We start from the raw sequence: 26306 nt of genomic DNA, 5'->3' as shown, positions 1-26306 counted from the left end.
AGGCAGCACTTATACTGGTACGAGTGCCGTATCGAACATTCTGACGAGCAACCGTCCATGACCAACCTCGCTCACCTGAAATTCTATGCAACCCATCCGCATGCCTGCAGCTACCTGGAGGATCAGCGCGCCACCACCCTGTTCCTCGACCCGCAGCAGCCCATTGACGTGGAAACCTACAGTCACCTTTCCGAGCTGGGCTTCCGGCGCAGCGGCGATCACCTGTACCGCCCGCACTGTCAGGCGTGCAGCGCCTGCATCGCCTCGCGAGTACCTGCGGCAGACTTCAACCCGAGCCGCCAGCAGAAACGCATCATCAAGCGTAACGCCGACCTGCAGGTAACTGCGCAGCCACCCAGGGTGACCGATGAAATCTATCAGCTCTATGCGCACTATATCGAATCGCGCCACGCTGACGGCGACATGTGCCCGCCCAGCCGCGAGCAGTTCAGCTCCTTTCTGGTGCGGGACTGGCCATTCAGCTTGTTTTATGAATTTCGGCTTGAAGATGAACTGGTGGCCGTCGCAGTGACGGACCATATGCGCAACGGGCTTTCCGCGGTCTACACCTTCTTCCACCCCGGATATCCGCAGCGCAGTCTGGGACGCTTCGCGATTCTCTGGCAGATCGAGGAGGCCCGTGGCAAGGAGCTCGAAGCGGTTTATCTCGGCTACTGGATCAAAAACTGCCGGAAGATGAGCTACAAGACCGAGTACCGTCCGCTCGAGATGCTGGTGAACCAGCGCTGGGTCCGGATCAATTAGCGCTTGATCCTCTGCAGCATTTTGCCGCCAAAAGTGGTCTATTATCTGCCGATTCGCTAAAAACCGGCGATCCAACTTGGCTGTTGTGCGGTTTTCAGGCACAATTGCTCACCTTTTTTGCGAGCACTGATCAAGTGCGTCGCTGATATTCCGTAATTTGAGAGGCCTTTGCTTAATGGCGAAAGAAGACAGTATTGAAATGGAAGGCACCATTGTTGACACCCTGCCGAACACCATGTTTCGCGTTGAACTGGAAAACGGTCACGTTGTTACTGCCCACATTTCAGGCAAGATGCGCAAGAACTACATCCGCATCCTGACCGGCGACAAGGTACGCGTCGAGTTGACGCCCTACGATCTGACCAAAGGTCGCATCACCTACCGCGCTCGTTAATCCGGGACGCTGTTCCCGGCAGTTAGTTCCGGCCAACCCGGCCAACGCCTATGCCACACGTGATATGCGCACCCGCTAACGCGGGTGGGCGTCGACGCGTGTCTGATAACAACCGTCCCGGCCCGGCAATCATCGCCCTGCTGCGTTAACGATCAATAAAAAAACCGCTCACCAGGAGCGGTTTTTTTGTTTCATGCAGAGTGCAGCAAAAGTTTAACGCTGCATGTACTTGCCCAGCTCGATCTTGCCGATCGCAGCGCGGTGTACTTCGTCCGGACCGTCGGCCAGCCGCAGGGTACGCTGCATCGCATACATGTGAGCCAGCGGAGTATCTTCCGACACACCTGCACCACCGTGCATCTGAATCGCACGATCAATCACCCGCAGCGCAACGTTCGGTGCAGCCACCTTGATCTGGGCAATTTCGCTCTTGGCGATCTTGTTACCCACGGTATCCATCATGTAGGCGGCGTTCAGGGTCAGCAGACGAGCCTGGTTGATCTCGATGCGGGACTCGGCAATCAGGTCAACGTTGCCACCCAGCTGAGCCAGACGCTTGCCGAATGCTTCGCGCTCGACAGAACGGCGGCACATCAGTTCCAGCGCACGCTCGGCAGCGCCGATGGAACGCATGCAGTGGTGAATACGGCCTGGCCCGAGACGGCCCTGAGCGATTTCGAAACCGCGACCTTCACCCAGCAGTACGTTCTCATAGGGAACGCGGACGTTATCGAGCACCACTTCAGCATGGCCGTGCGGCGCATCGTCGTAACCGAATACCGGCAGCGGACGAATCACTTCCAGGCCAGGGGAATCCATCGGCACCAGAATCATCGAGTGCTGCTGATGACGCGGCGCATCGGGATTGGTCAGGCCCATGAAGATCATGATCTTGCAACGCGGATCGCAGGCACCGGAGGTCCACCACTTGCGACCGTTGATAACCCACTCGTCGCCTTCACGACGGGCATTGGCCTGCATGTTGGTGGCGTCGGAGGACGCGACACCGGGCTCGGTCATGCCGAAGCAGGAACGGATCTCGCCAGCCAGCAGCGGCTTGACCCAGCGCTCCTTCTGCTCTTCATTACCGTAGCGTACGATGGTTTCCATGTTGCCGGTGTCCGGCGCGCTGCAGTTGAATGCCTCGGAAGCCAGACCGGAACGGCCCATCAGCTCGGCCAGAGGTGCGTATTCGAGGTTGGTCAGGCCAGCGCCCAATTCTGATTCGGGCAGGAACAGGTTCCACAGGCCGGCCTTGCGGGCCTTGACCTTGAGCTCCTCGACGATAGCGGTGGGCTGCCAGCGATCACCTTCATTCACCTGCTGGTGAAAGATGTGCTCGGCCGGGAATACGTGCTCCTGCATGAATGCGTCAACGCGTTCGCGCAGATCTTTAACCTTGGGGGAGTATCCGAAATCCATAGTTGCGTGCCTTTTCTGGTAACGATGTGTTAGCGACACCAACGATGCTAGATGACGCGAATCGATTTATCTAACCTATTTTCCGCGTGTATTAACATTCATAAGCAATATATACTTCGCTTATGATGCATCGGTGATGTCTCGCCTTGAGTCACTCCGTCCCAAGCCCTACGAAGGATGATGTTGCGATGAACCTCAGTAAAGTCGACTTGAACCTGTTCATTGTGTTCGACGCTATATATACCGAAGCCAATCTGACCCGTGCCGGTCAGATCGTGGGTATCACCCAGCCCGCAGTCAGCAATGCCCTCGCCCGCCTGCGGGAAACCTTCAATGACCCACTGTTCGTGCGTACGGCACAGGGCATGGTGCCCACGCCGATGGCCCAGAACATCATTACGCCGGTCCGTCATGCGTTGCAACTGCTGCGCGTCTCCGTACAGGAAAGCCGCAGTTTCAACCCTGATGAAGCCACCAAGACCTATCGTATAAGCATGACCGACCTTTCAGAAGCGGTGATCCTGCCAAATCTGGCCGCGCGCATCCGGCGCCTGGCGGTCAACATAAATGTCGACAGCTTCCTCACCAAGCGCCGCGAAACCACCAAGGAACTGGCCGCCGGTCGGCTCGATTTCGCCATCGACGCACCGCTGAATACCGACACCCAGGTGCGTCACGTCAAGCTGTTCGAAGACCGTTATGTCTGTGTGATGCGCAAGGATCACCCGCTTGCCAGCAAAAGCAAGATCACCCTGGATGACTACCTGGCGCAATCGCACATCCATATTTCCAGCCGCCGTAACGGGCTTGGGCATGTGGATCTGGCCCTCGGCAAGATCGGCATCCAGCGACGCGTGGTATTACGCTCACAACATTATCAGATGGCGCCGCTGGTACTGGACTCGACCGACATGGTCATGACCGTACCCGAGCGGTTTGCCCGCCGGCACAACCTGCACTACTTTGACTTGCCGATCGATGACGTCCCACCCATCGAAACCCATCTGTTCTGGCACGAAAGCACCGATCAGGATCCAGCCAACCGCTGGATGCGCGAGCAGATCATCGAGCTGTCCCAGCAGCTGGAGCGCAAGATGAACAAGGAACGCGACGCCGCCATCGCCGCGACCTGAGTTTGATACAGGCTCTGGTGCTTGTGCCCCGGGGCCTTTTCATTCCTCTACCTGACCGTCCTCGCAGTAACCTTCCATTGACAGTATCCGTCAACGGCTTTACGTTAACGTAAAGGTCAAAGCGAAGGTTCATCATGTACTCCCCCACCTACTCCATATCCGACCTGGCCCGCGAGCTGGATATCACCACCCGCGCAATCCGTTTCTACGAGGAGCAAGGGCTGCTCAGCCCCGAGCGCCGGGGCCAGGAGCGCATTTATTCGGCCCGTGACAAGGTCAGCCTCAAGCTTATCCTGCGCGGCAAACGCATTGGCTTCTCCCTCGCCGAGTGCGGGGAGCTGATCAGCCTGTATGACCCCATGGGCGGCAATCAGAAGCAGCTCAACACCATGCTCGGCAAGATTGCCGAGCGCCGGGCCCAGCTGGAGCAGCAGATGCTCGATATCCAGCAGATGCAGATCGAACTGGATACCGCCGAAGAACGCTGCCATGCGGCACTGACCCGAACGCTGTCCGGACGCCCGATCGGCGCCTGATCATCTATTACAAGAACAAAAGGTGATTTCATGCACTACACCTCCCTGAATTTTGCCCTCGGCGAAACCATCGACATGCTGCGCGAGCAGGTGCACAACTTCTGCCAGGCTGAACTGGCCCCCCGTGCCGCTGCTATCGACAGCGACAACCAGTTCCCCAACGAGCTGTGGCAGCGCTTTGGTGATCTCGGCCTGCTCGGCGTTACCGTCCCGGAGGAAGACGGTGGCGCGGGGCTTGGCTACCTGGCCCATGTGGTCGCCATCGAAGAGATCAGTCGCGCCTCGGCATCAGTTGGCTTGTCCTACGGCGCGCACTCGAATCTCTGCGTCAATCAGATCAACCGCAACGGCAGTGCCGAGCAGAAAGCACGCTTCCTGCCCAGGCTGATCAGCGGCGAGCATATCGGCGCGTTGGCAATGAGTGAGCCCAATGCAGGTTCCGATGTGGTCAGCATGAAGCTGCGCGCCGAAAAGCGGGGTGATCATTACGTGCTTAATGGCACCAAGATGTGGATCACCAACGGCCCCGACGCCCACGTGTATGTGATCTATGCCAAGACCGAACCGGAAAAGGGCCCGCACGGCATTACCGCATTTCTGGTCGAGCGCGACTGGAAGGGATTCTCGCGCGGGCCGAAGCTCGACAAGTTGGGCATGCGCGGGTCCAACACCTGCGAACTGATATTCGATAATGTGGAAGTGCCAGTCGAGAATATTCTTGGCGGCCTGAATCTGGGCGTGAAGGTCCTGATGAGCGGCCTGGACTATGAGCGTGTTGTCCTGGCCGGCGGCCCGGTGGGCATCATGCAGGCGTGCCTGGATGAGGTGGTGCCCTACATCCATGATCGCAAGCAGTTCGGTCAGAGCATTGGTGAATTCCAGCTGATCCAGGGCAAGGTCGCTGACATGTACACCCAGCTCAATGCCAGTCGTGCCTATCTGTATGCCGTGGCTCAGGCCTGCGATCGCGGCGAAGCGACCCGCAAGGATGCCGCGGGCGTGATCCTCTACACCGCCGAACGCGCCACCCAGATGGCGCTCGATGTGATTCAGATCCTTGGTGGCAACGGCTATATCAACGACTACCCCGCCGGCCGCCTGCTGCGCGATGCCAAACTGTACGAGATCGGTGCAGGTACCAGCGAAATCCGCCGCATGCTGATCGGGCGAGAGCTGTTTAATGAAACGCGATAAAGAAGGCTTGCAATGAGTATTCTGAATTCCCGGATACATTCCGGCTCTCCCGACTTCGCCACCAACAGCGACGCCATGCGTCGACTGGTGGAGGGGCTTCAGCAACTGCTGTCGAGAATCAGCCAGGGCGGTGGCCAGAAGGCGCAGGAGCGGCATCTGTCACGCGGCAAATTGCTGCCCCGTCAGCGCATCGATGCGCTGCTTGATCCAGGATCCGCGTTTCTGGAAATCGGCCAGCTGACAGCCCACGAGGTCTATAGCGAGGATGTTCCGGCGGCCGGTCTGATCGCAGGTATCGGGCGCGTCGAGGGCGTGGAATGCATGATCGTCGCCAACGATGCGACGGTGAAAGGCGGCTCCTATTACCCTCTAACGGTCAAAAAACACCTGCGCGCCCAGACCATTGCCGAGCAGAATCGGCTGCCCTGTATCTATCTGGTCGACTCCGGTGGCGCCAACCTCCCGCGCCAGGACGAGGTCTTTCCGGATCGCGAGCATTTCGGCCGGATCTTCTATAACCAGGCCAACATGAGCGCCAAGGGAATCCCGCAGATCGCTGTGGTCATGGGCTCCTGCACCGCCGGCGGCGCCTATGTGCCGGCCATGGCTGATGAGGCCATCATGGTGCGGGAACAGGCCACCATCTTTCTGGCCGGTCCGCCGCTGGTCAAGGCGGCTACAGGCGAGGTGGTCAGCGCCGAGGATCTGGGCGGCGCCGACGTGCACTGCAAAAGCTCGGGGGTGGCTGACCATTACGCCGAGGATGACGAGCACGCCCTGGCGATCGCTCGACGCTGTATCGCCAACCTGAACTGGCGCAAAGCGGGCGAATTGCAGTGCAAGCCGGCGTTACCGCCCCGCTACCCTGCAACTGATCTGTACGGCATCGTCCCGGCTGATGCCAAGCAGCCCTACGATGTGCGCGAGGTGATTGCCCGGCTGGTGGACGATTCGGTGTTCGATGAGTTCAAGGCGCTGTACGGCAGCTCCCTGGTCTGCGGCTTCGCTCACCTGCATGGCTATCCGGTGGCGATCATCGCCAATAATGGCGTGCTGTTCAGTGAGTCGGCGCAGAAAGGCGCGCATTTTATCGAGCTCGCCTGTCAACGCGGGATACCTCTGGTGTTCCTGCAGAACATCACCGGCTTTATGGTCGGGCAGAAATACGAGGCGGGCGGCATCGCCAAACACGGCGCCAAGCTGGTCACCGCTGTGGCCTGTGCACGCGTGCCAAAGTTCACCGTGATCATCGGTGGCAGTTTCGGTGCCGGCAACTACGGTATGTGCGGCCGAGCCTATGAGCCTCGCCTGCTGTGGATGTGGCCCAACGCGCGTATCTCGGTCATGGGCGGCGAACAGGCTGCCGGCGTGCTGGTGCAGGTCAAGCATGAACAGGCCGAGCGCAGCGGCGACACTTTTACCGCCGAACAGGAACAGGCACTGCGGCAACCCATCCTCGACCAGTATGAACACCAGGGCCATCCCTACTATTCCAGTGCGCGGCTCTGGGACGATGGCGTGATTGACCCGGCCCAGACCCGCGACGTGCTCGGACTGGCGATTTCTGCCGCCCTGAATGCGCCGATCGAACCGACCCGGTTCGGCGTATTTCGGATGTAGCCGGCGCTGCCGGCTGGGCGTTCACTTCATTTTGCGAACAGTTCCATCTCACAGAGAGTCACATGACCGACTTCAACACCCTGCAACTCGAATACAACGACAACGGCTTTGCCACCCTCTGGCTCAACCGTCCCGAGAAAAACAACGCGTTCAACGCCGAGATGATCCGCGAGCTGCTGCTGGCCTTTGACGAGATCGAGACGCGCGCGGATCTGCGTTTTCTGTTGCTGCGCAGTCGCGGCAAGCATTTCTCCGCCGGGGCCGATCTGAGCTGGATGCAGGAGAGCGCAAAGCTCGACTATAACGCCAACCTGAATGACGCCCGCGAACTGGCCCAGGTCATGGCCAGCCTCTATCAGCTCAAGCTACCTACCCTCGCAGTGGTCCAGGGCGCGGCTTTTGGTGGGGCTCTCGGCCTGATCAGTTGCTGTGATATGGCAATTGGCGCCGAAGACAGCCTGTTCAGCCTTTCCGAGGTCCGTATCGGCATCCTGCCGGCGGTAATCAGCCCCTACGTGGTCAAGGCCATTGGCGAGCGCGCCGCGCGTCGTTATGCACTGACCGCCGAGCGTTTCGATGGCAATGAAGCTCAGCGCCTGGGGCTGCTGGCTGCCTGCTACCCGGCCGACGAACTCGATCGGGCGCTGGGCGACTGGACCACAAATCTGCTCCTCAACAGTCCTGCCGCAATGCGTGCCACCAAGGCGCTCATGCATGAAGTTAAACACGGCGAGCTGACACCGGCACTGCGCCGCTACACCGAAGCCTCTATTGCGCGCGTGCGGGTGAGTCCTGAAGGCCAGGAAGGCCTCACCGCCTTTCTCGACAAGCGCAAGCCCTCCTGGCAGGAGCAATGACATGACCCAGGTGCGTACGGTGTCCACATCTCCGATTTCCTGCCTGCTGATCGCCAACCGTGGCGAGATCGCCTGTCGCATCATGCGCACCGCCAGAGCAATGGGCATCCGGACCGTGGCCGTCCACAGCGAGATAGACCGCAATGCGCGGCATGTGCTCGAAGCCGACATGGCGATCAACCTGGGCGGCGCCAAACCGGCAGACAGCTATCTGCGCGCCGATCTGGTTCTGGCTGCAGCCAGGCAGAGCGGTGCCCAGGCAATCCATCCGGGTTATGGCTTCCTGTCCGAGAACGCCGAATTTGCCCGCGCCTGTGAAGAGCAAAATCTGATCTTCATCGGCCCACCCGCGAGCGCTATCGACGCCATGGGGAGCAAATCCGCTGCCAAGGCGTTGATGGAAGCGGCGGGCGTGCCGCTGGTACCGGGCTATCACGGCAACAGCCAGGAACTGGAGACTTTCCGCGCCGAAGCCGACAGTATTGGCTATCCGGTTCTGCTCAAGGCCGTAGCCGGTGGGGGTGGCAAAGGCATGAAGGTGGTCGAGTGCGAAGCCCACCTGGCCGAAGCGCTGGAATCGGCGCAACGGGAAGCCAGAGCCGCCTTCGGCGACAGTCGCATGCTGGTAGAGCGTTACCTGGCGCGGCCGCGGCACATCGAGATCCAGGTGTTTGCTGACCAGCATGGTCAATGCATCCACCTGAACGAGCGCGATTGCTCCATTCAGCGTCGCCACCAGAAAGTGATCGAGGAAGCTCCCGCTCCGGGCCTGTCTGCTTCGTTGCGCCAGGCGATGGGTGACGCTGCAGTGCAGGCCGCTCAGGCGATCGATTATGTTGGCGCCGGCACTGTGGAGTTTCTGCTCGACGAGCAGGAGCGTTTCTATTTTATGGAGATGAATACCCGCCTGCAGGTCGAGCATCCGGTTACCGAGGCCATCACGGGCCAGGATCTGGTGGCATGGCAGCTGCGGGTCGCCCAGGGCCAGCCGCTGCCTCTGCAGCAAGATGAGGTTCCACTGCACGGCCACGCGATTGAAGCACGGTTGTATGCCGAGGACCCCTTGCAGGATTTTCTGCCGGCCAGTGGTACGTTGCAGCTGTATCGCGAGCCACAACTCGGCCGGGGCAGGCGGCTGGATGGCGGAGTCAGCGAGGGCGATGAAGTCTCGCCCTTCTACGACCCGATGCTGGCCAAGGTTGTCGCCTGGGGTGATACCCGGGAAGCAGCGCGGCTAAACCTGCAGGCGATGCTGCGCGAAACCGTAATCGCCGGCGTGCAGACCAATCTGGCCTTCCTCAGCCGGGTCATCGACCATCCGGCCTTCGTCGATGCCGAGCTGGATACCGGGTTCATTCCGCGCCATGCCGCGGTCCTGCTTCCCGAAAAAGCCGAGCTCGGTGACGAATTCTGGCAATTGGCCGGTGTTGCCTGGTTACTCTGCAGCCCCCCTGCAGTGCGCCCGGACGATCCACAGTCACCCTGGGCTACCCTGCCCTGCGGCTGGCGCAGCGTGCTGCCCACCAGCAATCGTCTGCACCTGCAATGCGGTAGCGCGGAGCGTCAGTTGGAGCAACTGGACACGTCAGGCAGCCACTTCGACCCAGTCGCCGGGCAGCTGAGCGTCACCCGCGACGGCGTTCTGCGCCGTTACCCGGTGATCAGTCGCGGTCAATTCCTGTTTCTGCTGTGGCAGGCGAATTGGGAACGCATCGAGAAGGTGGACCCGATCAGCCGTGTGGCCCAGGCGCAGCAACATGCCGGCGGGTTGCAGGCCCCGATGAATGGCAGCATCGTGCGCCTGCTGGTCAATACGGGAGATCAGGTGCAGGCCGGGGCCGCGCTGCTGGTGGTCGAAGCCATGAAAATGGAACACAGTATCCGCGCCCCCCACGCCGGGACTGTCACCGCTATACTCTGTGCCGAGGGTGACCTGGTCAGCGAGGGCGCCCTGCTGGTTGAACTGGAGGAGAATGCATGAAGATGCCGCAATCGGTACGCCTGGTTGATGTAGGCCCGCGCGATGGTCTGCAGAATGAATCACAACCAATCGCCGTCGCCGACAAGGTCCGACTGGTCGACGACCTGAGCGCAGCCGGGCTCAAACATATTGAAGTCGGCAGCTTTGTCTCGCCCAGGTGGGTGCCGCAGATGGCGGGGTCAGCCGAGGTGTTCGCGGCAATCAGGCAACAGCCGGGCGTGAGCTATTCTGCGCTGACACCCAATTTGAAGGGTCTTGAGGCCGCTCTCGAGGCCGGGGCACGTGAAGTCGCCGTGTTTGCCGCGGCGTCCGAGGCGTTCTCCCAGCGCAATATCAATTGCTCGATCGGCGAGAGCATCGATCGGTTTACTCCTGTACTGACCGCCGCGCGGGAAGCCGGGGTCAAAGTGCGTGGCTATATCTCCTGTGTACTGGGTTGCCCCTACCAGGGTGAAGTGCCTGTCGATCAGGTGGTCAGCGTTGCACGCGAACTGCATGCCCTGGGCTGCTACGAGGTTTCTCTCGGCGATACCATCGGCACCGGCACGCCCGGAGCGACCCGCACCTTGATCGAGCGCGTCGCCGAGCACGTACCGCGCGGGCAACTGGCCGGACATTTTCATGACACCTATGGGCAAGCACTGGCGAATATCTATGCAAGCCTGCTGGAGGGTGTAAGCGTGTTCGACAGCTCTGTCGCAGGCCTGGGTGGCTGCCCCTATGCCAAGGGCGCCACCGGCAATGTCGCTACAGAAGATGTGCTCTATATGCTGAACGGACTGGGCATCGAGACCGGCATCGATATCGACCGGCTGGTGGATGCCGGCGCGCGGATCAGTCAGGTGCTTGGCAGGGAGAATGGATCCAGGGTAGCAAAAGCTATTCTGGCGGCCAGGTAGTCGGGATCGGGTTCTGTTTTCGCGCCGGGGCCGGCGCTCCCACTAATATCGTTTCACGCCGCATCGTCCCGACCGGCAGGACCGGCGGGAAGGGTCCAGCGAACACCAAACCCTACTTAAGCTACCGCCTCGCCAACACCCTCTACTACCCTGTTTTTACTCAATAATCCCTTCGCCAGAACTCCCAATGTCATCACTGCTCTTTCGGTTTCCATGTTCCACGGCACACCGCAATTTAGCCGCAAACAATGGGTGAACTGCTCCGAATGGCTGAATACCGCGCCGGGCGCGATACTGATGTTGTGTTCCAGCGCCTGTTCGAACAGGCGCTGGGCATCGATCCCGCCTGGCAGGCTGATCCACAGGATGAAGCCACCAGCGGGCCGCGTGATCTGCGTTCCTTCCGGAAAATACTGCTGCACTGCCAACTGGAAGCTGCTCAGGTTCTTGCGGTACTCCTGTCGCAGGTAGCGCAGATGACGGTCGTAACCGCCATTTTCCAGGTACGCAGCCACTGACATCTGGCTGACGCTACAGGCTGAGAGCGTGGTGAATGTCTGCAGCTTTTCTATCTCGCCCTGGTGCCGCCCGGCAATCACCCAGCCGGTGCGCACACCCGGAGAAATGGTCTTGGAAAAACTCGAGCAGTACATCACGGTATCCGAGCAATCAAACGCCTTGAGCGCCTTGGATCGACCGGGCTCGAACATCAGCTCACCGTAGATATCGTCCTCAATAATTGGCAATCCGCGCTGAGCCATCATCGCCACGAGCTTGCGTTGACGATCCTCCGGCATGGTGGCGCCCATCGGGTTGCCGGCCCGGGCGGTCAATACCAGCGCCTTGATCGGCCATTTTTCCGCGGCCTTCTCCAACGACTCGAGACTCAACCCGGTATCCGGGTCGGTAGGAATCTCGATCACTTTCAGGCCCAGCAGATCACACAGCTGCACCAGACCGTAATAACTTGGCGATTCGGTAGCGATCAGGTCGCCGGGGCTGGTCACGATACGCAAGCAGAGCTGCATTGCCTCGACGCAGCCGTTGGTAACCACGATCTGAGAGGGATCGACAATGGCACCGGCGTCACGCATGCGAATGGCGATCTGTCTGCGCAGCGGCTCGAAGCCGGGGCTGAAAATATAGCTGTAGGCCTTCTGACTGTGAAAGCGGGTCACCTTGCTCATCTGCTGATGCAGTGCGCGCAACGGAAGGTACTGGCTGGAAGGCACTGCCGCACCCAGGGGAATTACCCCTTCACGCCTGGACTGATGCAGGATTTCGCTGATGATTCCGCTGCGAGTGACGGCGTAAGGTTGCTCGACACGTGATATAGGTGGCGTAGAAGCGGTCAGTGCGGGCGTGTTGTGCACGAAGTAGCCCGACTGAGGGCGTGCGCGGATCAGGCCCTGGTCTTCCAGCGTGGCATAGGCATGCAGCACAGTGGCGTGGCTGACGCCCTTTTGCGTGCTGAGCTTGCGCACAGACGGGACCCGCTCGCCAGGCTGGTAAAAACCCTTGCGAATGTCATCGGCCAACTGCCGGGCAATCTGTTGGTATAAAAGGCTGCTCATCACGGTCTCCTGCATGCCTTTCTACCCTAACCCAGCAGCAAATCGGCCAGCGCCATACAGTTAGGCGGAAATTCACCACAACAGCATAGCAGTGCCGACAACTGTGCGGGAGCAGTGCCCGAAGAAACGAACTGTTGCGCTATTCGTTACTGCTATTCATTGATCACCGGGCCCGGGACCGCACCGGAGGTAACCAGTTGCTGCGCCCATACCTCGCGGTACTTCTCCAGCAGCTGTTGCGGGACATCAGTGCGGGACAGGTCCATCATCGCCTGCGCCAGAGCGGCGCGCAGATCCGGCGAGTTGCAGGCCGAATTGTGCGACAAGGTGAGATAAAGCTGCTCGTTCATCAGTGAGCCGTCGAGCATATCGATCTGCTCGACAATGCCCTGCTGCTGAGCCATGGCAAGGCCCTGGTAACGCTCGTAAATGACGTAATCGGCGCGGCCGCGCAGCAGTTTCTGAAAGGATTGCTCGATCGAGGGTACCGGTTCGATTTTCAGGTATTGCTCTGCGAAGCGATCAAAGCCGGTGCCGAAGCTGTTGTTCAGTACTGTAGTGCCAATCTTGCCGCGCAGGTCTTCCCAGCCGCCGTAGGGGAAAATATTGTCGGACCGGACAAAGATCACGCTAGGCACTTCGGCATAGGCCGGATAAATGTAGTCCATGTGTGCGAGCCGCTGACGGGTAAGAAAAGCCCCAGCCAGCATATCCACCCGACCGCTACGGACTTCCTCCTGAGCACGTGACCAGGGGCCGACGTTGAGCATGTCGAGCTGGATGTTGCTCTGTGCCAGTGCCTTTTCCAACAGCTCGGCACCAGCGCCGATCAACCGCTCTTCATTTTCCGGATCAACCCAGAGAATCGGTGGATACTGCGGATTCCCGGTCGCCACTATGCGCTCGCAGACCGGTGCGGCGCTCACCGTGAGAGACGCCATCAGCGTCGTTCCGAGCAAAACGGCCAGCGTTGCAGCTCTGCGCGCATCTCTGGCCGCATCAATTAATCGTGCCGTTACCAGTTCCATTGCCTCTCCTTGAGGTTTGCCCGGCCAAAGTGTATGCCACGTCCAGTATAGCCACATCTCGGGGGTAAATTTCTCAGGCTTCTTCGCCAGAGGTGACGGCACCGCTGTGAAAGCGGAACTCGGGATCGTCTTCGCGCATGGCCTGGGCCTCTACGCAGGCGAAATCGGCTATTCGGCCCTCGATTGGAGCATCGGCATATTGGCGTGCCAGTGCAAGATAATCGCGATAGTGACGGGCTTCGGATTTGAGCAGCGAACGATAGAAATCGCCCAGTTCTTCGTCCAGATAAGGTGCCAGGCAGGCAAAGCGTTCGCAGGAGCGGGCCTCGATGAAAGCACCGATAATCAACGTATCCACAAGGCGTCCGGGTTCGGTCGTGCGCACATGCTGGCGCAGCCGCTGGGCATAATGGCTGGCCGAGAGCCCACGATAGACAATGCCGCGACTCTGCATCAGGGCGGTGACCTGCTCGAAGTGGCGCAGTTCCTCACGGGCCAGACGGGACATCTTCTGCAGCAGGTCCGGTTTATCGACATAGCGGAACATCAGGTTCAACGCCGTCGACGCCGCTTTTTTCTCGCAGTTGGCGTGGTCTATCAGCAGCTCGGCAGGATGCGCCAGGGCCTGATCCACCCACGCTCGCGAGGTGCGCGACGGCAAAAAATCGATGAGTTCTTGGGGCAGTGTCATTGGGCTTCACAATTGCAGTTAATGTAGCGGAATCAGTATATTATCCACGACTCTTGATGTGCGTGCACTCCATGGTTTTGATCCAAATCAACAGCGCCGATAGAAAAACAGGCTACATTGGTAGTAGATAAAAACTACTTTAACCAAAAAAACAGGGAGAAAGGCCATGCAAGCGATCAAACGGATCCTGGTTGTTATCGATCCGACACAAACCGAGCAGTTGGCGCTGAACCGCGCCAAGCTGATCGCGGGTGTTATCGAGTCGGATTTGCACCTGCTCGTATGCGAAAACCGCCAGGATCATAAACCGATGCTGGAGAAGCTCTGCGCCGATCTCAAGGCGGAAGGTATCAACGCCGACTCCAGTCAGGCCTGGCACAGCAACCTCACCGATACCGTCGTACACGTGGCAGCTTCCGAAGGCTGCGGTCTGGTAGTCAAGCAACACCTGCCCGACAGCCCGCTGAAAAAGGCGCTGCTCACCCCGGACGACTGGAAATTGCTGCGCTACTGCCCTGCCCCGATACTGCTAGTCAAGACCACCGATTCCTGGATGAACGGCAGCGTCCTGGCGGCGGTCGATGTCGGTAATCATGACGACCAGCATCACGTACTCCACGACACCATCGTCAGCCACGCTGCCGATATAGTGGATATGATCAACGGCAACCTGCACCTGGTCAGCGCGCACCCTGCTCCGATGATGTCAGCATCGGATCCGGTGTATCAGCTGCGCGAGAACATTGCTGCGCGGTATCGCGACGAATCCGAGCGTTACATCAGCGAGCACCAGCTGGACGACGGCCATGTGCATATTGATGAAGGCCCTGCCGACACCTTGATTCCCAGCGTTGCCAAGCAGATAGGCGCGAAAGTGACCGTTATCGGCACTGTCGGTCGCAAGGGTATTGCCGGCGCTTTGATCGGTAACACTGCAGAGGTCATCCTCGATCAGCTCGAAAGCGACATCCTGGTGCTCAAGCCCCAGGACACCATGGCGCACCTGGAAGATCTGCTGGAGAAGTGATTTGGCAGCCTGAGGCTGGCTGGAAGCCTGAAACGGGAAGAACCCCGTTTCGGCTTCCAGCTCTAGCATCTAACTCCCAGTCTGGCGCTGGTGTCTTTGATAATAGGCTTCGGAAAGACTGAAATAGTCCCTGTCGATTTCTTCGCGTAGCTGTTTAACGGTCCGCTGCGCATATTCCGGCCTGGCGCGCATTCCGCAATCTTCGAACGCTGGCGCATCGGCGCGGCTCAGCAGGCGCCAGATCTGGAATGCCAGGGGCTGGTCTTCTATATATGGCAACTGCCTTGCGGCCATCGCCTGGCGCAACTGCAGTGCAGACACCACTTCCACTCTTGCCATGACTATTTGGCTAAGCAATTGCTCGAGACGGCTCCACACGGCCACCTTCTGGCTGTGCGGGTAGCGGTTCCAGTCGATGATCTCATGGCTGAAGCGTTTGCATCCACGGCATACCAGATCGCCATACACTGTGGAGCAAAGCCCGACGCAAGGCGTTCTGGTGGTATACGGGGTATCTGTCATCGGCGACTCCACTTCGGCATTCCATGGTAAACCACCCGCGCCGGCGACCCCAGCCCCGAACGCAGCTGCTTGCTCCCTCTTCTGATACGAAGGTCATAGAGCCCTCAAGCTTAACTTTGCCGGGCGGTTACTGTAGAATCGGCCCGCCGTTAGGGCTGCGTGACCCGTTACCAGCTTGCCCGCCAGTAGCAACAGGCCTTGCCTGCTCCCCAGCCCTAAGTCCGGCATGCAGGGGAAGCACTGAATAACTCCCTTTTCGCAAGATGCTTATTCAGTGCTTCCCTGGTCCGTGAGGATGACCGTTCCGCCACAAGCAGAACAGACTGATGAGGGTAATAACTGTGCTTGAAGCCTATCGCAAACATGTAGAAGACCGCGCAGCCCAGGGCATCGTGCCCCAGCCGCTGAATGCCGAACAAACCGCAGGTCTGGTTGACCTGCTGAAAAACCCACCGGCTGGCGAAGAAGAGTTTCTGCTCGATCTGCTGACCAACCGCGTACCTCCCGGCGTTGATGAAGCCGCCTACGTCAAGGCCGGCTTCCTGGCTGCCGTGGCCAAGGGCGAAGTCACCTCCCCGTTGCTGACCAAACTGCGCGCCGTCGAGTTACTCGGCACCATGCAGGGCGGTTACAACATCGTCACCCTGGTAGAACTGCTCGACAGCGACGAGCTGGCCGCTGCAGCTGCCAAGGAACTCAAGCACACGCTGCTGATGTTCGATGCTTTCCACGACGTTGCTGACCGCGCCAAGAAGGGCAACGCCCACGCCAAGGAAGTCATGCAGTCCTGGGCCGATGGCGAGTGGTTCACCAACCGCCCTGCAGTGCCCGAGAAGATCAGCCTGAGCGTCTTCAAGGTACCTGGCGAAACCAATACCGACGACCTGTCCCCGGCTCCCGATGCCTGGTCACGTCCCGACATTCCGCTGCACGCCCTGGCGATGCTGAAGATGGCGCGTGACGGTATCGTACCGGACGAGCAAGGTGCCATCGGTCCGCTGAAGATGATCGAAGAAGTTAAAGCCAAGGGCTTCCCGGTTGCCTACGTCGGCGACGTGGTGGGTACCGGTTCTTCGCGTAAATCAGCTACCAACTCGGTACTCTGGTTCTTTGGTGACGACGTTCCCTACGTGCCGAACAAGCGTGCAGGTGGTTTCTGCTTCGGCAACAAGATCGCCCCAATCTTCTATAACACCATGGAAGATGCCGGCGCTCTGCCGATCGAGTTTGATGTCAACGACATGAACACCGGCGACGTGATCGACGTTTACGTGTATGACGGCAAGGTCTGCAAGCACGGTACCGATGAAGTCATCACCACCTTCGAATTGAAGACCCAGGTGCTGCTCGACGAAGTACGCGCTGGCGGTCGTATTCCGCTGATCATTGGTCGCGGCCTGACCGACAAGGCTCGCGCCGAGATGGGCCTGCCTGCTGCCGACCTGTTCCGCCTACCCGATGTACCGGCTGCCAGCACCAAGGGTTTCACCCTGGCGCAGAAGATGGTCGGCAAGGCTTGCAACGTCGAGGGTGTACGCCCCGGCACTTACTGCGAGCCGAAGATGACTACCGTGGGTTCCCAGGACACTACTGGCCCGATGACCCGCGACGAGCTGAAGGATCTGGCTTGCCTGGGCTTTTCCGCCGATCTGGTCATGCAGTCCTTCTGTCACACCGCGGCTTACCCCAAGCCCATCGACGTGACCACGCACCACACGCTGCCTGACTTCATCCACAACCGTGGTGGTGTTGCCCTGCGTCCTGGCGACGGCATCATCCACAGCTGGCTGAACCGCATGCTGCTGCCCGACACCGTCGGTACCGGTGGCGATTCCCACACCCGCTTCCCCATGGGCATTTCCTTCCCGGCCGGTTCCGGTCTGGTTGCCTTTGCCGCTGCCACAGGTGTCATGCCGCTGGACATGCCGGAATCGGTTCTGGTGCGCTTCAAGGGTGAGATGCAGCCCGGTATCACCCTGCGTGATCTGGTCCATGCTATCCCCTACTACGCGATCCAGGAAGGCCACCTGACTGTCGAGAAGAAGGGCAAGAAGAACATCTTCTCCGGCCGTATTCTCGAGATCGAAGGTCTGGATCACCTGACTGCCGAGCAGGCATTCGAGCTGTCCGACGCTTCCGCCGAGCGTTCCGCTGCCGGTTGTACCATCAACCTGAGCGAAGAGTCGGTCGCCGAGTACCTGAAGTCGAACATCGTTCTGCTGCGCTGGATGATTGCCAACGGTTATCAGGATCCGCGTACCCTGGAGCGTCGCGCCCAGGCCATGGAAGCATGGCTGGCTGATCCCAAGTTGATGAAAGCCGATCCGGATGCGGAGTACGCTGCGATCATCGAGATCGATCTGGCCGACGTGAAAGAGCCGGTTCTCTGTGCTCCGAATGATCCGGACGATGCCCGTCTGCTGTCCCAGGTAGCCGGTCAGAAGATCGACGAAGTGTTCATCGGTTCTTGCATGACCAACATCGGTCACTTCCGTGCGGCCGGCAAGCTGCTCGAGAAGAACAAGGGCGCCCTGCCGACCCGCTTGTGGCTGGCTCCGCCAACCAAGATGGATCAGTTCCAGCTCACCGAAGAAGGCTACTACGGCATATACGGCAAGGCTGGCGCGCGCATGGAAATGCCCGGCTGCTCCCTGTGCATGGGTAACCAGGCACGTGTTGCTGCCAAGTCCACTGTGGTTTCCACCTCCACGCGGAACTTCCCGAACCGCCTGGGCGATGGCGCTGACGTGTTCCTGGCTTCCGCTGAGCTTGCTTCGGTGGCCTCCATTCTGGGTCGCCTGCCGAGCGTTGAGGAGTACATGGGTTATGCGGCTGAGCTCAACAGCATGTCCGCCGATATCTATCGTTACATGAACTTCAACGAAATCGAGTCGTACCAGAAAGCCGCAGCGTCCATTCCGGTCACTGAGCTGTAAGCAGTAAGAAAGTTCAAACTCGTCCTGTGAACCGCCCGCATTTGATGGTCGGTTAGTACAGGACGGGTCCAAGGCCTGAGTTCTTTACGTTTAAGGACTCAGGCCTTTTAGTTTCTGCTTAACCCGATCGTGATAGTAGAAGTGGATTTAGCTCTTCAGTTTTTTTATGAGTGCGTTCGCACTTTCTATAAGGGCTGCAGCACTGCAGTGAGTGGCCCTTCCCTACATCAAGGTAAAAAATAAAGAATCGGCGCACAGATACGTGCTTGTACTATGCTGAAGACAGGATTAATCACACCGCGGCAGTGTAAGCACGGAGTGGCATTCATGATCGTTCATAATTACCTGCTTATAGTATTGCGAACGCTGCAGGAACCTGTCGAGGATGGATACTATGATGCCCTGAGACGGCAGGGATACCACCTCGAGATCGTTGCTCCCGGACAGGATCCGACCCCATTGATGCAAGCCAGGCCGCCCATCGCCGTCTGCTTCCAACACGACTACCCAGACCTCAACGGTCTCGCCAGCGTGCGCGATACCAAGCAGACATTCCCCTCAATTCCTCTGATAATGATCACTCAGGCTCATTCCGAATCCTTGGCGGTATGGGCTTTTCGCGCCAAGGTATGGGACTATTTCGTCCAACCCCTCGACATGACGCGCTTCCTTGAAGTGATAGCCAAGCTCTACAGAATGCGCTTGCAGGTAAAAGACAATACTCTTCAGCGCGCTGCTTTCGAAATCAAGAATCATATCCCGCAGGAAGCGCGCCTGAACTGCTCGGGGCCCGGCCACGAGCAGGCGCGCCTGCAGCGCATCATCTCCTTCATCGAACAGAATCTTCACAGCAAGCTCAGTCAGCGCATGGTCGCAGAGCACTGTGGGTTAAGCCAATGTCAGTTCAGTCGCTTCTTCAAACGGTTGACTGGCATTACCTTCCAGGAATACCTGCCGCACCGGCGTATCAGCGAGGCGATGCGGCTGTTGGCCAATCCCCATGTCTCCATTACCGACGTCTGCTTTACAGTAGGCTTTCGCGACCACTCTTACTTCACGCGCACCTTTCAGCGCTATGTCGGCAAGAGCCCCTCCCGTTACAGACGGGAGGCTACCGAGTTGGCAACCGCACGGGCGAAGGCTGAATTTTCCACTCCACCGACAGCACTGTCTGAGCTTTCTCCTTTACTGAAATTGCCCACTTCCTGAGAGTAAGCGCCCAAGCCGCGCAGGAAAGGCCCTACAGTCAACAGCAACGCCGGCGGGACCAGGCCTTCCGGCGTTTGGCCTGCAGGTCAGTCCACCAGTACCGGGATATCGGCCAGGATGCCGAAGTTTTCCCCGCCGGTCTGCCCCTTGGGCTCGTGGTAACTGCAGGAGGGCAGGAAATAGATGCTCTTCTGACGCCAGCCGCTATCCTGGGGCGAGCTACTCCACTTCGCCAAGCTCCCGCCGGAGTCACGGATATTCATGGCCGCCACAAAATCGTCCCAGCGCATCACGCCATCGGGATCAGAGTTGCTCCAGATACCGGGAGAGGTGCCATCACTATCCTGAGGTGGGACCTCCATTTGCCTCGGTGCATCATCATCGATCTTGTTAGCATTATCGACAATCCATGCAATGTTGAGATTCACTGCTCCGACCAGTGAATTGCTCGGCGCAATACCGTCTTGGCAATCAACCACCGGCAGCGTCAGGCTCCAAAGTCGCTCCTTGCCGGTTTCTTGTACCCAGCAGTCATAGAGTGCTTTAAAAGCTGCCTGGACCTGGCCATTATTGGTTGAGATGTCCTCACCGAAGTGCATCTCGTCGGGGTTGCCATCACCACAGATCAAAGCCTGCAATTCCTTGGCACTGGTTGCACCGCTATCATCGTGTTTGAAATTCGTCCAGCCTCCTGTCTGATCACCTTCAGGAATGAAGCGCCCCACATTACATGAATAGGTATCACCATCAACGACTGCCTCACGACATATTGCGATTGGCTGATCCACATCTTCTGGCCTTAGCTTGCCGGCAAAACCGATATAGGCCACTGAGCGGGTCGATGCCTCATAGCCATCGAAACCCAGCACACTACCGAAGAAGGCCTCCACAGGTGTCTGCTCACGCGCCGTGACTACTTCTACGGCATTGATAAACGGGTCATAAGGGTCATAGGTATCAAGCTCGGCCGTCGACTTCGCAAACAGGTCTACCGGATCCAGTGAATCGTCAGGGGTAAAGGTCCGAGAAGCAAAGCTCCAGTGTCCTCGTCGCGCACTGATGACTTCGACTGTCTCATTCTGGCTGTTATTCGCTTCGGCCGCATCGGTAGCTATCTGATTTGCTCCAGGGTTCACCGAGCTGCCATCGCTTGTGTACAGAAAGCGCGCACCTGCCAGCGCCCCACTATCGGCGGCATTGTGCAATTCGTTTCTGGCGACAAAAAGGTTTCCAACATCCACAGCTAGCGCCGCGAAAGCCATCAACATGAATAATGCTAGTGTCACCAGAACGATAGATACGCCGCTTTGCCGTTTCAAAGAGCCGCAGCGACAACTCTTATGGCGTGGTTGCTTGATATTCATGGCTACTCCGCCCGCATGGTGGTCGTGGAGGAGAGTTCCAGAACGCCTCCCAGGGTACCTATGAAACCTGGCAGCACCAGGAACTGGTATGGATAGTCAACCGTAACGATGACATCGCTGCCTGGCGGCATATTCAAATCGGAGCGCTGAATACTGATGTTCATCTGTGCCGGGCCACCGAGCGAGATCAGATACTGTTCGGCGTAGTCGCGGATCGCCTGTTTGATGGCGGTGTCTTCTACCGCCAGATCCCGGGGATTGGGCTTGTAGAGGATCCCTTCCCTGGCGCCTTCCCGACTGGCATTGGTAAGCGCGGCCTTGTCGAAGAGCGCTACGCTGAACTCAATCATGCCGAACAGCAAAATGAACAGCAGCGTTGCTGAAATGGCAAACTCGACGGTCTCACTGCCGTGTTGCCTGCGTAGAGACCTATCGCGAAACCTGTTCTTCTTCATGATCTATTCCTCCACGACACCCCAATGCCACTGGTTATTAATTCGAGCGGCGGACATCTCTACTGTTGCTGCGCCGCATCAGTCCGTCCAGATTCTGAACATTCTGATTGGCCGTGACGTAGTAGGCCGGCGAGAGTCGCATTGCCTCCTCGAAGAAACCCATAGCGTCTTTGTAGCGGCCTTCCAGCATTGAGATATAGCCGATGTCGTTATACGCCTTGGCCCGATCACCGTTACGAGCCACGGCCTCAATCGCGGTTTCGAAATCACCCGCTCGGGCGTAGACCAGACCAAGATTGCGCCAAGCCAGTTCATAGTCGGGGTTGATGCCCACCGCACGCCGCAACGCCGAGCGAGCCGCTTCCCAGTCGCCAGCCAGATATCGCGAGTAGCCCAGGTTGTTGAGTACCAGCGGGGTGTCGGGGCTCACCTCCAACGCCTTCTCGTAATGGGTCTGCGCCAGCGAATAGTCGCTGCGCATGTCGGCAATCACCCCCATGGCGTTATAGGCTTGCCAAGGCGCGCTGCCATGTGAAAGTAGTGGTTGCAAATGCTGTTCGGCGGCGTCAAAGGCCTGTTGTTCCAGCAAGGCAATTCCCAGCGCGGTGCGGGCGCCCACATGACTGTCGTCGACCTCCAGCGCCCAGAGATAGGCTTTCTCAGCCAGGTCATGGTTACCCCGGCCGTGATGGATAATTCCTATACGGTAAAGCGGATCCGCCTTGGCTGTCTTCTCCATGCGCAACCCTCGCAGGTACTCGAAGAGCGCCCGGTCAGGGTCTCTAGCGCTTAGCGCTGCGGCTCCGTTGCGATAAGCCTCCTCAGGCGAAGCCACAGGGAAAGCGGTGCTGTACTCCAACGAGGAGCCACCGCTGCCCAGCGCCGCGTAAGGATCCGAGCTGGCCTGCTGGTTAGTCGTCGCACAGCCACCCAGCGTCAGGGCCATTACGAAACAGACAACCGGTTTCTTGAACGTAAACTTCATTTAACTCTCCCTTGGTGCTATCTAGGGCTCAGTGGAGTCGTCCGCGATCAGCGGCCGCCCAGCGCCGCCATGGCGCCTAACAAAGGTGGCCCCAAGGCCACCACGAAGAAACTGGGGAAGACGCAAAAGATCAGCGGAAAGAGCATCTTGGTGCTGACCATGGCAGCCTTTTCCTCCGCCTCCTGGGTGCGCTTGTCACGCAGTTCTGCGGCATAGAGACGCAGCGTCATGGCGATGCTGGTGCCGAAGCGCATGCTCTGCAGCAGGGTAGTCACCAGTCCACGAATATCATCAACACCGGTGCGTTCCTCCAAGTCGCGCAGCGCCGCCTTGCTGTCCATGCCGGCGCGGGACTGCAACCCGAACATGTGCAATTCGTTTGCCAGCTCCGGATGGCTGATCTCCAGGTCGCGGGCAACGCGCTGAATGGCCGCCGCCAGTCCCAGCCCCGCCTCGCTGCAGACCACTAGCAGGTCGAGGGCATCGGGCAAACCACGCCTAAGCAGCCGGGTACGCCGTTTGATCGTCTTCTCCAGCCAGTAACGCGGTAACAGATAGCCCATTATCGACGAGCAGATCATCAGCATCACGCTGACCAACGGATCCAGTCTCACGAAAGGGACCACCAGCAGCAGCACCAGGAGCGGTGGCACTACCAAGAGCAACAGGCGAAGACCGAAGAACAGATTGATCGCTCCCGGAGATCGCTTACCCGCTCGGCGCAACTCCTGAGCGATGCGACCGTGCGCTTCCTCCTCGCTGGGTACCAGACGTTCGCCCATGGGCCCCAGCCATTCCCAAGTCCCAGATTGCGCATTTTTCGCGCCACTGCCGCCGCTCGGCTCCAGATTGCGCAACCGCCGACGTAAGGGATCAGAGAGTCCCATCACCACGAACATGACGGCAATCAGCAAGGCAAATATCGCAAGCCCGAGCAAGCAGGCGAAGAGAAGCTGCATTGCCTCGGCGTTGTTCTGCAGGTCGCCAAGAGGCCGAAACCACTGGATAAGGCTTTCCATTACATGCTCTCCTCAAACCTCGATGCGCACGATCTTGCGCATCCACAAGATACCGATAACGATCATCACGAAAGCCCCCACTATCAGCTGGCGCCCGATCGGGTTCTGGGTCAGCATGGGGATGAAGTTCGGCGACACCAGCATAAGCACACCCGCCAGCACGAAAGGCAGTAGCGAAAGGATCCAGGCTGCCATACGCCCTTGAGCGGAAAGCGTTTTGACGTTGCGACGAAAGCGAAAGCGATCGCGTACCACTGCGGCCAGACCGCCGAGCAGCTCGGCCAGGTTGCCGCCGGTCTCCTTCTGGATCAGCACCGACGAGATGAAGATCATCACCGTCACGCTCTGCACGCGCCGCAGCAGGCCCAACATGGCGCTTCGCACGTCTCCGCCGTAGTTGATTTCCATAAAGGTGGTGCGAAACTCTCCGGCAAGGGGCTCGGCCATCTCTTCGGCCACCAGGTGCATGGCATCACTGAAGGGATGCCCGGCAGACAGAGCACGGGCCATGGTGATCAGCGCATCGGGCAGCTGCTCTTCAAAGCGAGCCAACCGCTGGCTGCGCAACCGCACCAGGCGCATAAACGGCAGCGCCGCCACGGCCAGGCAGAGTAATACGGCAATCGGCAGCGGCAGAAAAAGGAAACCGATCACCCCAGCCACGGCACTGAGCACAAGCGCTATCAGGACCACCCTATAGGCAGGCGTCTCCTGCCCTGCCTGCTCTACCAGCTGCTCCACGCGCTCCATCCCCGGCAGCGATTGCAGCGCCCGCTCCAGGGAAGAAAGTTCGCGCAGATACTTACGTCGTACCAAGGAAATCTCGCCCTGCTGTCCCTCCCGAGCGATCGCCCGCAGGCGTTTTTTGAGGCGCTTCTGCGCCTGGCGGTTCTCGCCGAAGGCCGGCACCAAAAAGCCCTGCATCAGCAGGAAAACGGCGATGAAAACCATACCGATAACGATCACCCGATCGGAAAGCTCGATGCCCAGCAAGCTGCTCAGATCCATGGCCGCTGGCCTCCCCCGGTGTTTTGGAAGATCTCCAGTCCCGGGTCGAGCCCGCGGCGCTTGAGATGATCATGGAAGCCTGGCACAACGCCGGTAGCCAGGTAGCAGCCCACTACCCCACCCTCGGTATCCACGCCTTCACGCTCGAAGCGGAATATCTCCGACATGGTAATGATCTCGCCCTCCTGGCCGTTGACCTCCTGCACGCTGACCAGGCGACGCACGCCATCCTCCTGACGTTCAATCTGCACTACCACGTCAATGGCCGATGCGATCTGCGAGCGCAGCGCCTGGGGCGGCAGCTGGAAGCCGCTCATGGCCACCATGTTCTCGATACGCGTCAGAGCATCGCGCGGGGTATTGGCGTGGACGGTAGTGAGCGAGCCGTCATGGCCGGTATTCATCGCCTGCAGCATATCGAAGGCTTCGCCGCCGCGCACCTCGCCGACCACTATGCGGTCAGGGCGCATGCGCAGGCTGTTCCGCACCAGATCGCGCTGGCTTATCTCGCCCTTGCCCTCGATGTTGGGCGGACGCGTCTCCAGGCGGACCACGTGGGGCTGCTGGAGCTGCAGTTCTGCCGAGTCCTCGATGGTGACAATACGCTCATTGAGGGGTATGAAGCTCGAGAGTACATTGAGAAGCGTCGTCTTGCCGGCACCGGTGCCGCCAGAAATGAGCACGTTGAGCCGTGCCTTGACGACCTTCTCCATTAACTGGGCAATATCCGGAGAGAGGCTGCCGTGAGTGATCAAGCTTTCAACACCCAGGCGCTCCACAGCGAAGCGGCGAATGGAGAGCATTGGGCCGTCGATAGCCAGGGGCGGAACCACCGCATTAACCCGCGAGCCGTCCCTGAGTCGCGCATCGACCATGGGCGAGGACTCGTCGATACGCCGGCCGACACCGGAGACGATGCGATCGATGATGCTGAGCAAATGAGCATCGCTATCGAAACGCAGCGCCGTCTGCTCCAGTTTGCCTTGGCGCTCAACGTAAATGGGCGCGGTGCCATTGACCAGGATGTCCGAAATCGACTTGTCAGCGAGCAGCGTCTCCAGCGGACCCAGGCCTAACACCTCATCCTGCAGTTCGGTGACGATACGCTGGCGCACCCCGGCGTTGAATGGTAGCGTCTCTTTGCTCATCAGCGACTCGCATATCTGCTGCACCTGCAGGCGAGCCTCGCGCTCAGCCAGATTGCTCAGCAGGGTAAGATCCATCACCTTGACCAGCTTGCGAAAGAGCTGCTGCTTGTATTCCTGCTCTTCCTGCGACAGACGCCCGGCACCGCGGCTGGCCCAGCTGGCGCGCAGGTCGCCCTCAGTTTGCGGTGTCTTGCGTTCGTGCAGATTCATGGCTGTTCTCCTGATGGACGGTTCGAGTCATTCCGGTTATTCGCGTTGGGCTTGTTTAGTGTCTCCCCGGCAAGGCCCAGCCCAGAAACGAGCGCTTCCTGACGGGCCCAGCCGCCCGCGACGGGGCCTCCAGTTCCTCGGCAAGTGCCTTGAACTGGCGTGTCAGCAGAGCCTTGGGGGCAAGGTCGCGCAGTGGGCGTCCTTCGTTGATGCTTTGATTGGCAAGCTTGAAATCATTGGGTAGTGTGCGCAGCGTCAGCCCCGGCAGCGCATCGCCGATCACAGCAAGACCAATATCGTTTTTCTGCTCAAAGCGGTTGACTACCACG

The 26306-nt window shown here is 59.1% G+C and carries 23 protein-coding genes and 1 pseudogene; 12 read left to right on the top strand and 12 right to left on the bottom strand.

What is annotated here, in order from left to right; all coding sequences use genetic code 11:
• Positions 1-57: 57 nt before the first annotated feature.
• Together ABYA88_RS05785 and infA are read left to right on the top strand one after the other, a co-directional pair.
• On the top strand, positions 58-765 hold the full coding sequence (locus ABYA88_RS05785; protein ID WP_373186020.1) for an arginyltransferase: 708 nt from the start codon (positions 58-60) through the stop codon (positions 763-765).
• 175 nt (positions 766-940) lie between these two features.
• Complete coding sequence (gene infA / locus ABYA88_RS05780; protein WP_036989719.1) at positions 941-1159, top strand: translation initiation factor IF-1; 219 nt, start codon at positions 941-943, stop codon at positions 1157-1159.
• A gap of 213 nt (positions 1160-1372) precedes the next feature.
• On the opposite strand, the gene ABYA88_RS05775 is transcribed toward infA, so the two are convergent.
• Positions 1373-2581: an acyl-CoA dehydrogenase gene (locus tag ABYA88_RS05775; protein ID WP_373186019.1), complete on the bottom strand. Its 1209-nt coding sequence runs from the start codon at positions 2579-2581 to the stop codon at positions 1373-1375.
• A gap of 188 nt (positions 2582-2769) precedes the next feature.
• Here ABYA88_RS05775 and ABYA88_RS05770 point away from each other — a divergent pair, with 188 nt between their 5' ends.
• The 7 genes from ABYA88_RS05770 to ABYA88_RS05740 all read left to right on the top strand — a co-directional run bounded on the left by ABYA88_RS05770 (position 2770) and on the right by ABYA88_RS05740 (position 10801).
• Positions 2770-3714 carry a LysR family transcriptional regulator gene (locus ABYA88_RS05770; protein WP_373186018.1) on the top strand — a complete coding sequence of 315 codons (945 nt, stop codon included), beginning with the start codon at positions 2770-2772 and terminating at the stop codon, positions 3712-3714.
• A 134-nt stretch (positions 3715-3848) separates the two neighbouring features.
• Complete coding sequence (locus tag ABYA88_RS05765) at positions 3849-4250, top strand: MerR family DNA-binding transcriptional regulator (RefSeq protein ID WP_373186017.1); 402 nt, start codon at positions 3849-3851, stop codon at positions 4248-4250.
• Positions 4251-4280: 30 nt separating this feature from the next.
• On the top strand, positions 4281-5444 hold the full coding sequence (locus ABYA88_RS05760) for an isovaleryl-CoA dehydrogenase (protein WP_373186016.1): 1164 nt from the start codon (positions 4281-4283) through the stop codon (positions 5442-5444).
• Positions 5445-5456: 12 nt separating this feature from the next.
• The gene (locus tag ABYA88_RS05755) at positions 5457-7064 is read left to right on the top strand and encodes a carboxyl transferase domain-containing protein (RefSeq protein WP_373186015.1); all 1608 of its coding nucleotides are present in this window, start codon (positions 5457-5459) and stop codon (positions 7062-7064) included.
• Positions 7065-7126: 62 nt separating this feature from the next.
• Complete coding sequence (locus ABYA88_RS05750) at positions 7127-7921, top strand: gamma-carboxygeranoyl-CoA hydratase (RefSeq protein ID WP_373186014.1); 795 nt, start codon at positions 7127-7129, stop codon at positions 7919-7921.
• Between the two features lies 1 nt (position 7922).
• The gene (locus ABYA88_RS05745; protein ID WP_373186013.1) at positions 7923-9902 is read left to right on the top strand and encodes an acetyl-CoA carboxylase biotin carboxylase subunit; all 1980 of its coding nucleotides are present in this window, start codon (positions 7923-7925) and stop codon (positions 9900-9902) included.
• Positions 9899-10801, top strand: coding sequence for a hydroxymethylglutaryl-CoA lyase (locus tag ABYA88_RS05740; protein WP_373186012.1), 903 nt, complete (start codon positions 9899-9901; stop codon positions 10799-10801). Before ABYA88_RS05745 ends, ABYA88_RS05740 begins: the two co-directional genes overlap by 4 nt.
• 116 nt (positions 10802-10917) lie before the next feature.
• Here ABYA88_RS05740 and ABYA88_RS05735 read toward each other — a convergent pair whose 3' ends face one another.
• From ABYA88_RS05735 to ABYA88_RS05725, 3 genes are all read right to left on the bottom strand, one after another.
• Positions 10918-12378, bottom strand: a complete 1461-nt coding sequence (locus tag ABYA88_RS05735) for a PLP-dependent aminotransferase family protein (RefSeq protein ID WP_373186039.1) — start codon at positions 12376-12378, stop codon at positions 10918-10920.
• Positions 12379-12527: 149 nt separating this feature from the next.
• Positions 12528-13403 (bottom strand): substrate-binding periplasmic protein, encoded by an 876-nt coding sequence (locus ABYA88_RS05730; RefSeq protein ID WP_373186011.1) that lies wholly within the window; start codon positions 13401-13403, stop codon positions 12528-12530.
• 73 nt (positions 13404-13476) lie between these two features.
• Positions 13477-14094 carry a tRNA-(ms[2]io[6]A)-hydroxylase gene (locus ABYA88_RS05725; RefSeq protein WP_373186010.1) on the bottom strand — a complete coding sequence of 206 codons (618 nt, stop codon included), beginning with the start codon at positions 14092-14094 and terminating at the stop codon, positions 13477-13479.
• 166 nt (positions 14095-14260) lie between these two features.
• On the opposite strand from ABYA88_RS05725, the gene ABYA88_RS05720 reads away from it, so the two are divergent.
• Positions 14261-15121, top strand: coding sequence for a universal stress protein (locus ABYA88_RS05720; protein WP_373186009.1), 861 nt, complete (start codon positions 14261-14263; stop codon positions 15119-15121).
• Between the two features lie 69 nt (positions 15122-15190).
• Here ABYA88_RS05720 and ABYA88_RS05715 read toward each other — a convergent pair whose 3' ends face one another.
• Entirely contained in the window at positions 15191-15643 is a 453-nt protein-coding gene (locus tag ABYA88_RS05715; RefSeq protein WP_373186008.1) for a DUF1289 domain-containing protein, read from the bottom strand.
• 326 nt (positions 15644-15969) lie between these two features.
• Here ABYA88_RS05715 and acnB point away from each other — a divergent pair, with 326 nt between their 5' ends.
• Positions 15970-18579 (top strand): bifunctional aconitate hydratase 2/2-methylisocitrate dehydratase, encoded by a 2610-nt coding sequence (gene acnB / locus ABYA88_RS05710; RefSeq protein WP_373186007.1) that lies wholly within the window; start codon positions 15970-15972, stop codon positions 18577-18579.
• A 327-nt stretch (positions 18580-18906) separates the two neighbouring features.
• On the top strand, positions 18907-19788 hold the full coding sequence (locus tag ABYA88_RS05705; protein ID WP_373186006.1) for a helix-turn-helix domain-containing protein: 882 nt from the start codon (positions 18907-18909) through the stop codon (positions 19786-19788).
• Positions 19789-19874: 86 nt separating this feature from the next.
• On the opposite strand, the gene ABYA88_RS05700 is transcribed toward ABYA88_RS05705, so the two are convergent.
• From ABYA88_RS05700 to ABYA88_RS05670, 7 genes and pseudogenes are all read right to left on the bottom strand, one after another.
• Entirely contained in the window at positions 19875-21152 is a 1278-nt protein-coding gene (locus ABYA88_RS05700; protein WP_373186005.1) for a pilus assembly protein TadG-related protein, read from the bottom strand.
• A gap of 2 nt (positions 21153-21154) precedes the next feature.
• The gene (locus ABYA88_RS05695; protein WP_373186004.1) at positions 21155-21607 is read right to left on the bottom strand and encodes a TadE/TadG family type IV pilus assembly protein; all 453 of its coding nucleotides are present in this window, start codon (positions 21605-21607) and stop codon (positions 21155-21157) included.
• A gap of 37 nt (positions 21608-21644) precedes the next feature.
• Positions 21645-22592 carry a tetratricopeptide repeat protein gene (locus ABYA88_RS05690; protein ID WP_373186003.1) on the bottom strand — a complete coding sequence of 316 codons (948 nt, stop codon included), beginning with the start codon at positions 22590-22592 and terminating at the stop codon, positions 21645-21647.
• A 47-nt stretch (positions 22593-22639) separates the two neighbouring features.
• The gene (locus tag ABYA88_RS05685) at positions 22640-23611 is read right to left on the bottom strand and encodes a type II secretion system F family protein (RefSeq protein WP_373186002.1); all 972 of its coding nucleotides are present in this window, start codon (positions 23609-23611) and stop codon (positions 22640-22642) included.
• Between the two features lie 12 nt (positions 23612-23623).
• The gene (locus ABYA88_RS05680) at positions 23624-24619 is read right to left on the bottom strand and encodes a type II secretion system F family protein (protein WP_373186001.1); all 996 of its coding nucleotides are present in this window, start codon (positions 24617-24619) and stop codon (positions 23624-23626) included.
• Positions 24610-25977 (bottom strand): CpaF family protein, encoded by a 1368-nt coding sequence (locus ABYA88_RS05675; RefSeq protein ID WP_373186000.1) that lies wholly within the window; start codon positions 25975-25977, stop codon positions 24610-24612. Before ABYA88_RS05675 ends, ABYA88_RS05680 begins: the two co-directional genes overlap by 10 nt.
• 55 nt (positions 25978-26032) lie before the next feature.
• Positions 26033-26306 (bottom strand): annotated as a pseudogene (locus ABYA88_RS05670) (hypothetical protein); the annotation flags it as partial.

The organism is Halopseudomonas sp., assembly GCF_041579695.1.
Taxonomy (GTDB): domain Bacteria; phylum Pseudomonadota; class Gammaproteobacteria; order Pseudomonadales; family Pseudomonadaceae; genus Halopseudomonas.
This window is presented reverse-complemented; position numbering and strand designations above follow the sequence as displayed.

Coding starts and splice junctions, on each gene's coding strand:
- ABYA88_RS05785 (WP_373186020.1), top strand. CDS start 58: ATGACCAACCTCGCTCACCTGAAATTCTATGCAACCCATCCGCATGCC.
- infA (WP_036989719.1), top strand. CDS start 941: ATGGCGAAAGAAGACAGTATTGAAATGGAAGGCACCATTGTTGACACC.
- ABYA88_RS05775 (WP_373186019.1), bottom strand. CDS start 2,581: ATGGATTTCGGATACTCCCCCAAGGTTAAAGATCTGCGCGAACGCGTT.
- ABYA88_RS05770 (WP_373186018.1), top strand. CDS start 2,770: ATGAACCTCAGTAAAGTCGACTTGAACCTGTTCATTGTGTTCGACGCT.
- ABYA88_RS05765 (WP_373186017.1), top strand. CDS start 3,849: ATGTACTCCCCCACCTACTCCATATCCGACCTGGCCCGCGAGCTGGAT.
- ABYA88_RS05760 (WP_373186016.1), top strand. CDS start 4,281: ATGCACTACACCTCCCTGAATTTTGCCCTCGGCGAAACCATCGACATG.
- ABYA88_RS05755 (WP_373186015.1), top strand. CDS start 5,457: ATGAGTATTCTGAATTCCCGGATACATTCCGGCTCTCCCGACTTCGCC.
- ABYA88_RS05750 (WP_373186014.1), top strand. CDS start 7,127: ATGACCGACTTCAACACCCTGCAACTCGAATACAACGACAACGGCTTT.
- ABYA88_RS05745 (WP_373186013.1), top strand. CDS start 7,923: ATGACCCAGGTGCGTACGGTGTCCACATCTCCGATTTCCTGCCTGCTG.
- ABYA88_RS05740 (WP_373186012.1), top strand. CDS start 9,899: ATGAAGATGCCGCAATCGGTACGCCTGGTTGATGTAGGCCCGCGCGAT.
- ABYA88_RS05730 (WP_373186011.1), bottom strand. CDS start 13,403: ATGGAACTGGTAACGGCACGATTAATTGATGCGGCCAGAGATGCGCGC.
- ABYA88_RS05725 (WP_373186010.1), bottom strand. CDS start 14,094: ATGACACTGCCCCAAGAACTCATCGATTTTTTGCCGTCGCGCACCTCG.
- ABYA88_RS05720 (WP_373186009.1), top strand. CDS start 14,261: ATGCAAGCGATCAAACGGATCCTGGTTGTTATCGATCCGACACAAACC.
- ABYA88_RS05715 (WP_373186008.1), bottom strand. CDS start 15,643: ATGACAGATACCCCGTATACCACCAGAACGCCTTGCGTCGGGCTTTGC.
- acnB (WP_373186007.1), top strand. CDS start 15,970: ATGAGGGTAATAACTGTGCTTGAAGCCTATCGCAAACATGTAGAAGAC.
- ABYA88_RS05705 (WP_373186006.1), top strand. CDS start 18,907: ATGATCGTTCATAATTACCTGCTTATAGTATTGCGAACGCTGCAGGAA.
- ABYA88_RS05700 (WP_373186005.1), bottom strand. CDS start 21,152: ATGAATATCAAGCAACCACGCCATAAGAGTTGTCGCTGCGGCTCTTTG.
- ABYA88_RS05695 (WP_373186004.1), bottom strand. CDS start 21,607: ATGAAGAAGAACAGGTTTCGCGATAGGTCTCTACGCAGGCAACACGGC.
- ABYA88_RS05690 (WP_373186003.1), bottom strand. CDS start 22,592: ATGAAGTTTACGTTCAAGAAACCGGTTGTCTGTTTCGTAATGGCCCTG.
- ABYA88_RS05685 (WP_373186002.1), bottom strand. CDS start 23,611: ATGGAAAGCCTTATCCAGTGGTTTCGGCCTCTTGGCGACCTGCAGAAC.
- ABYA88_RS05680 (WP_373186001.1), bottom strand. CDS start 24,619: ATGGATCTGAGCAGCTTGCTGGGCATCGAGCTTTCCGATCGGGTGATC.
- ABYA88_RS05675 (WP_373186000.1), bottom strand. CDS start 25,977: ATGAATCTGCACGAACGCAAGACACCGCAAACTGAGGGCGACCTGCGC.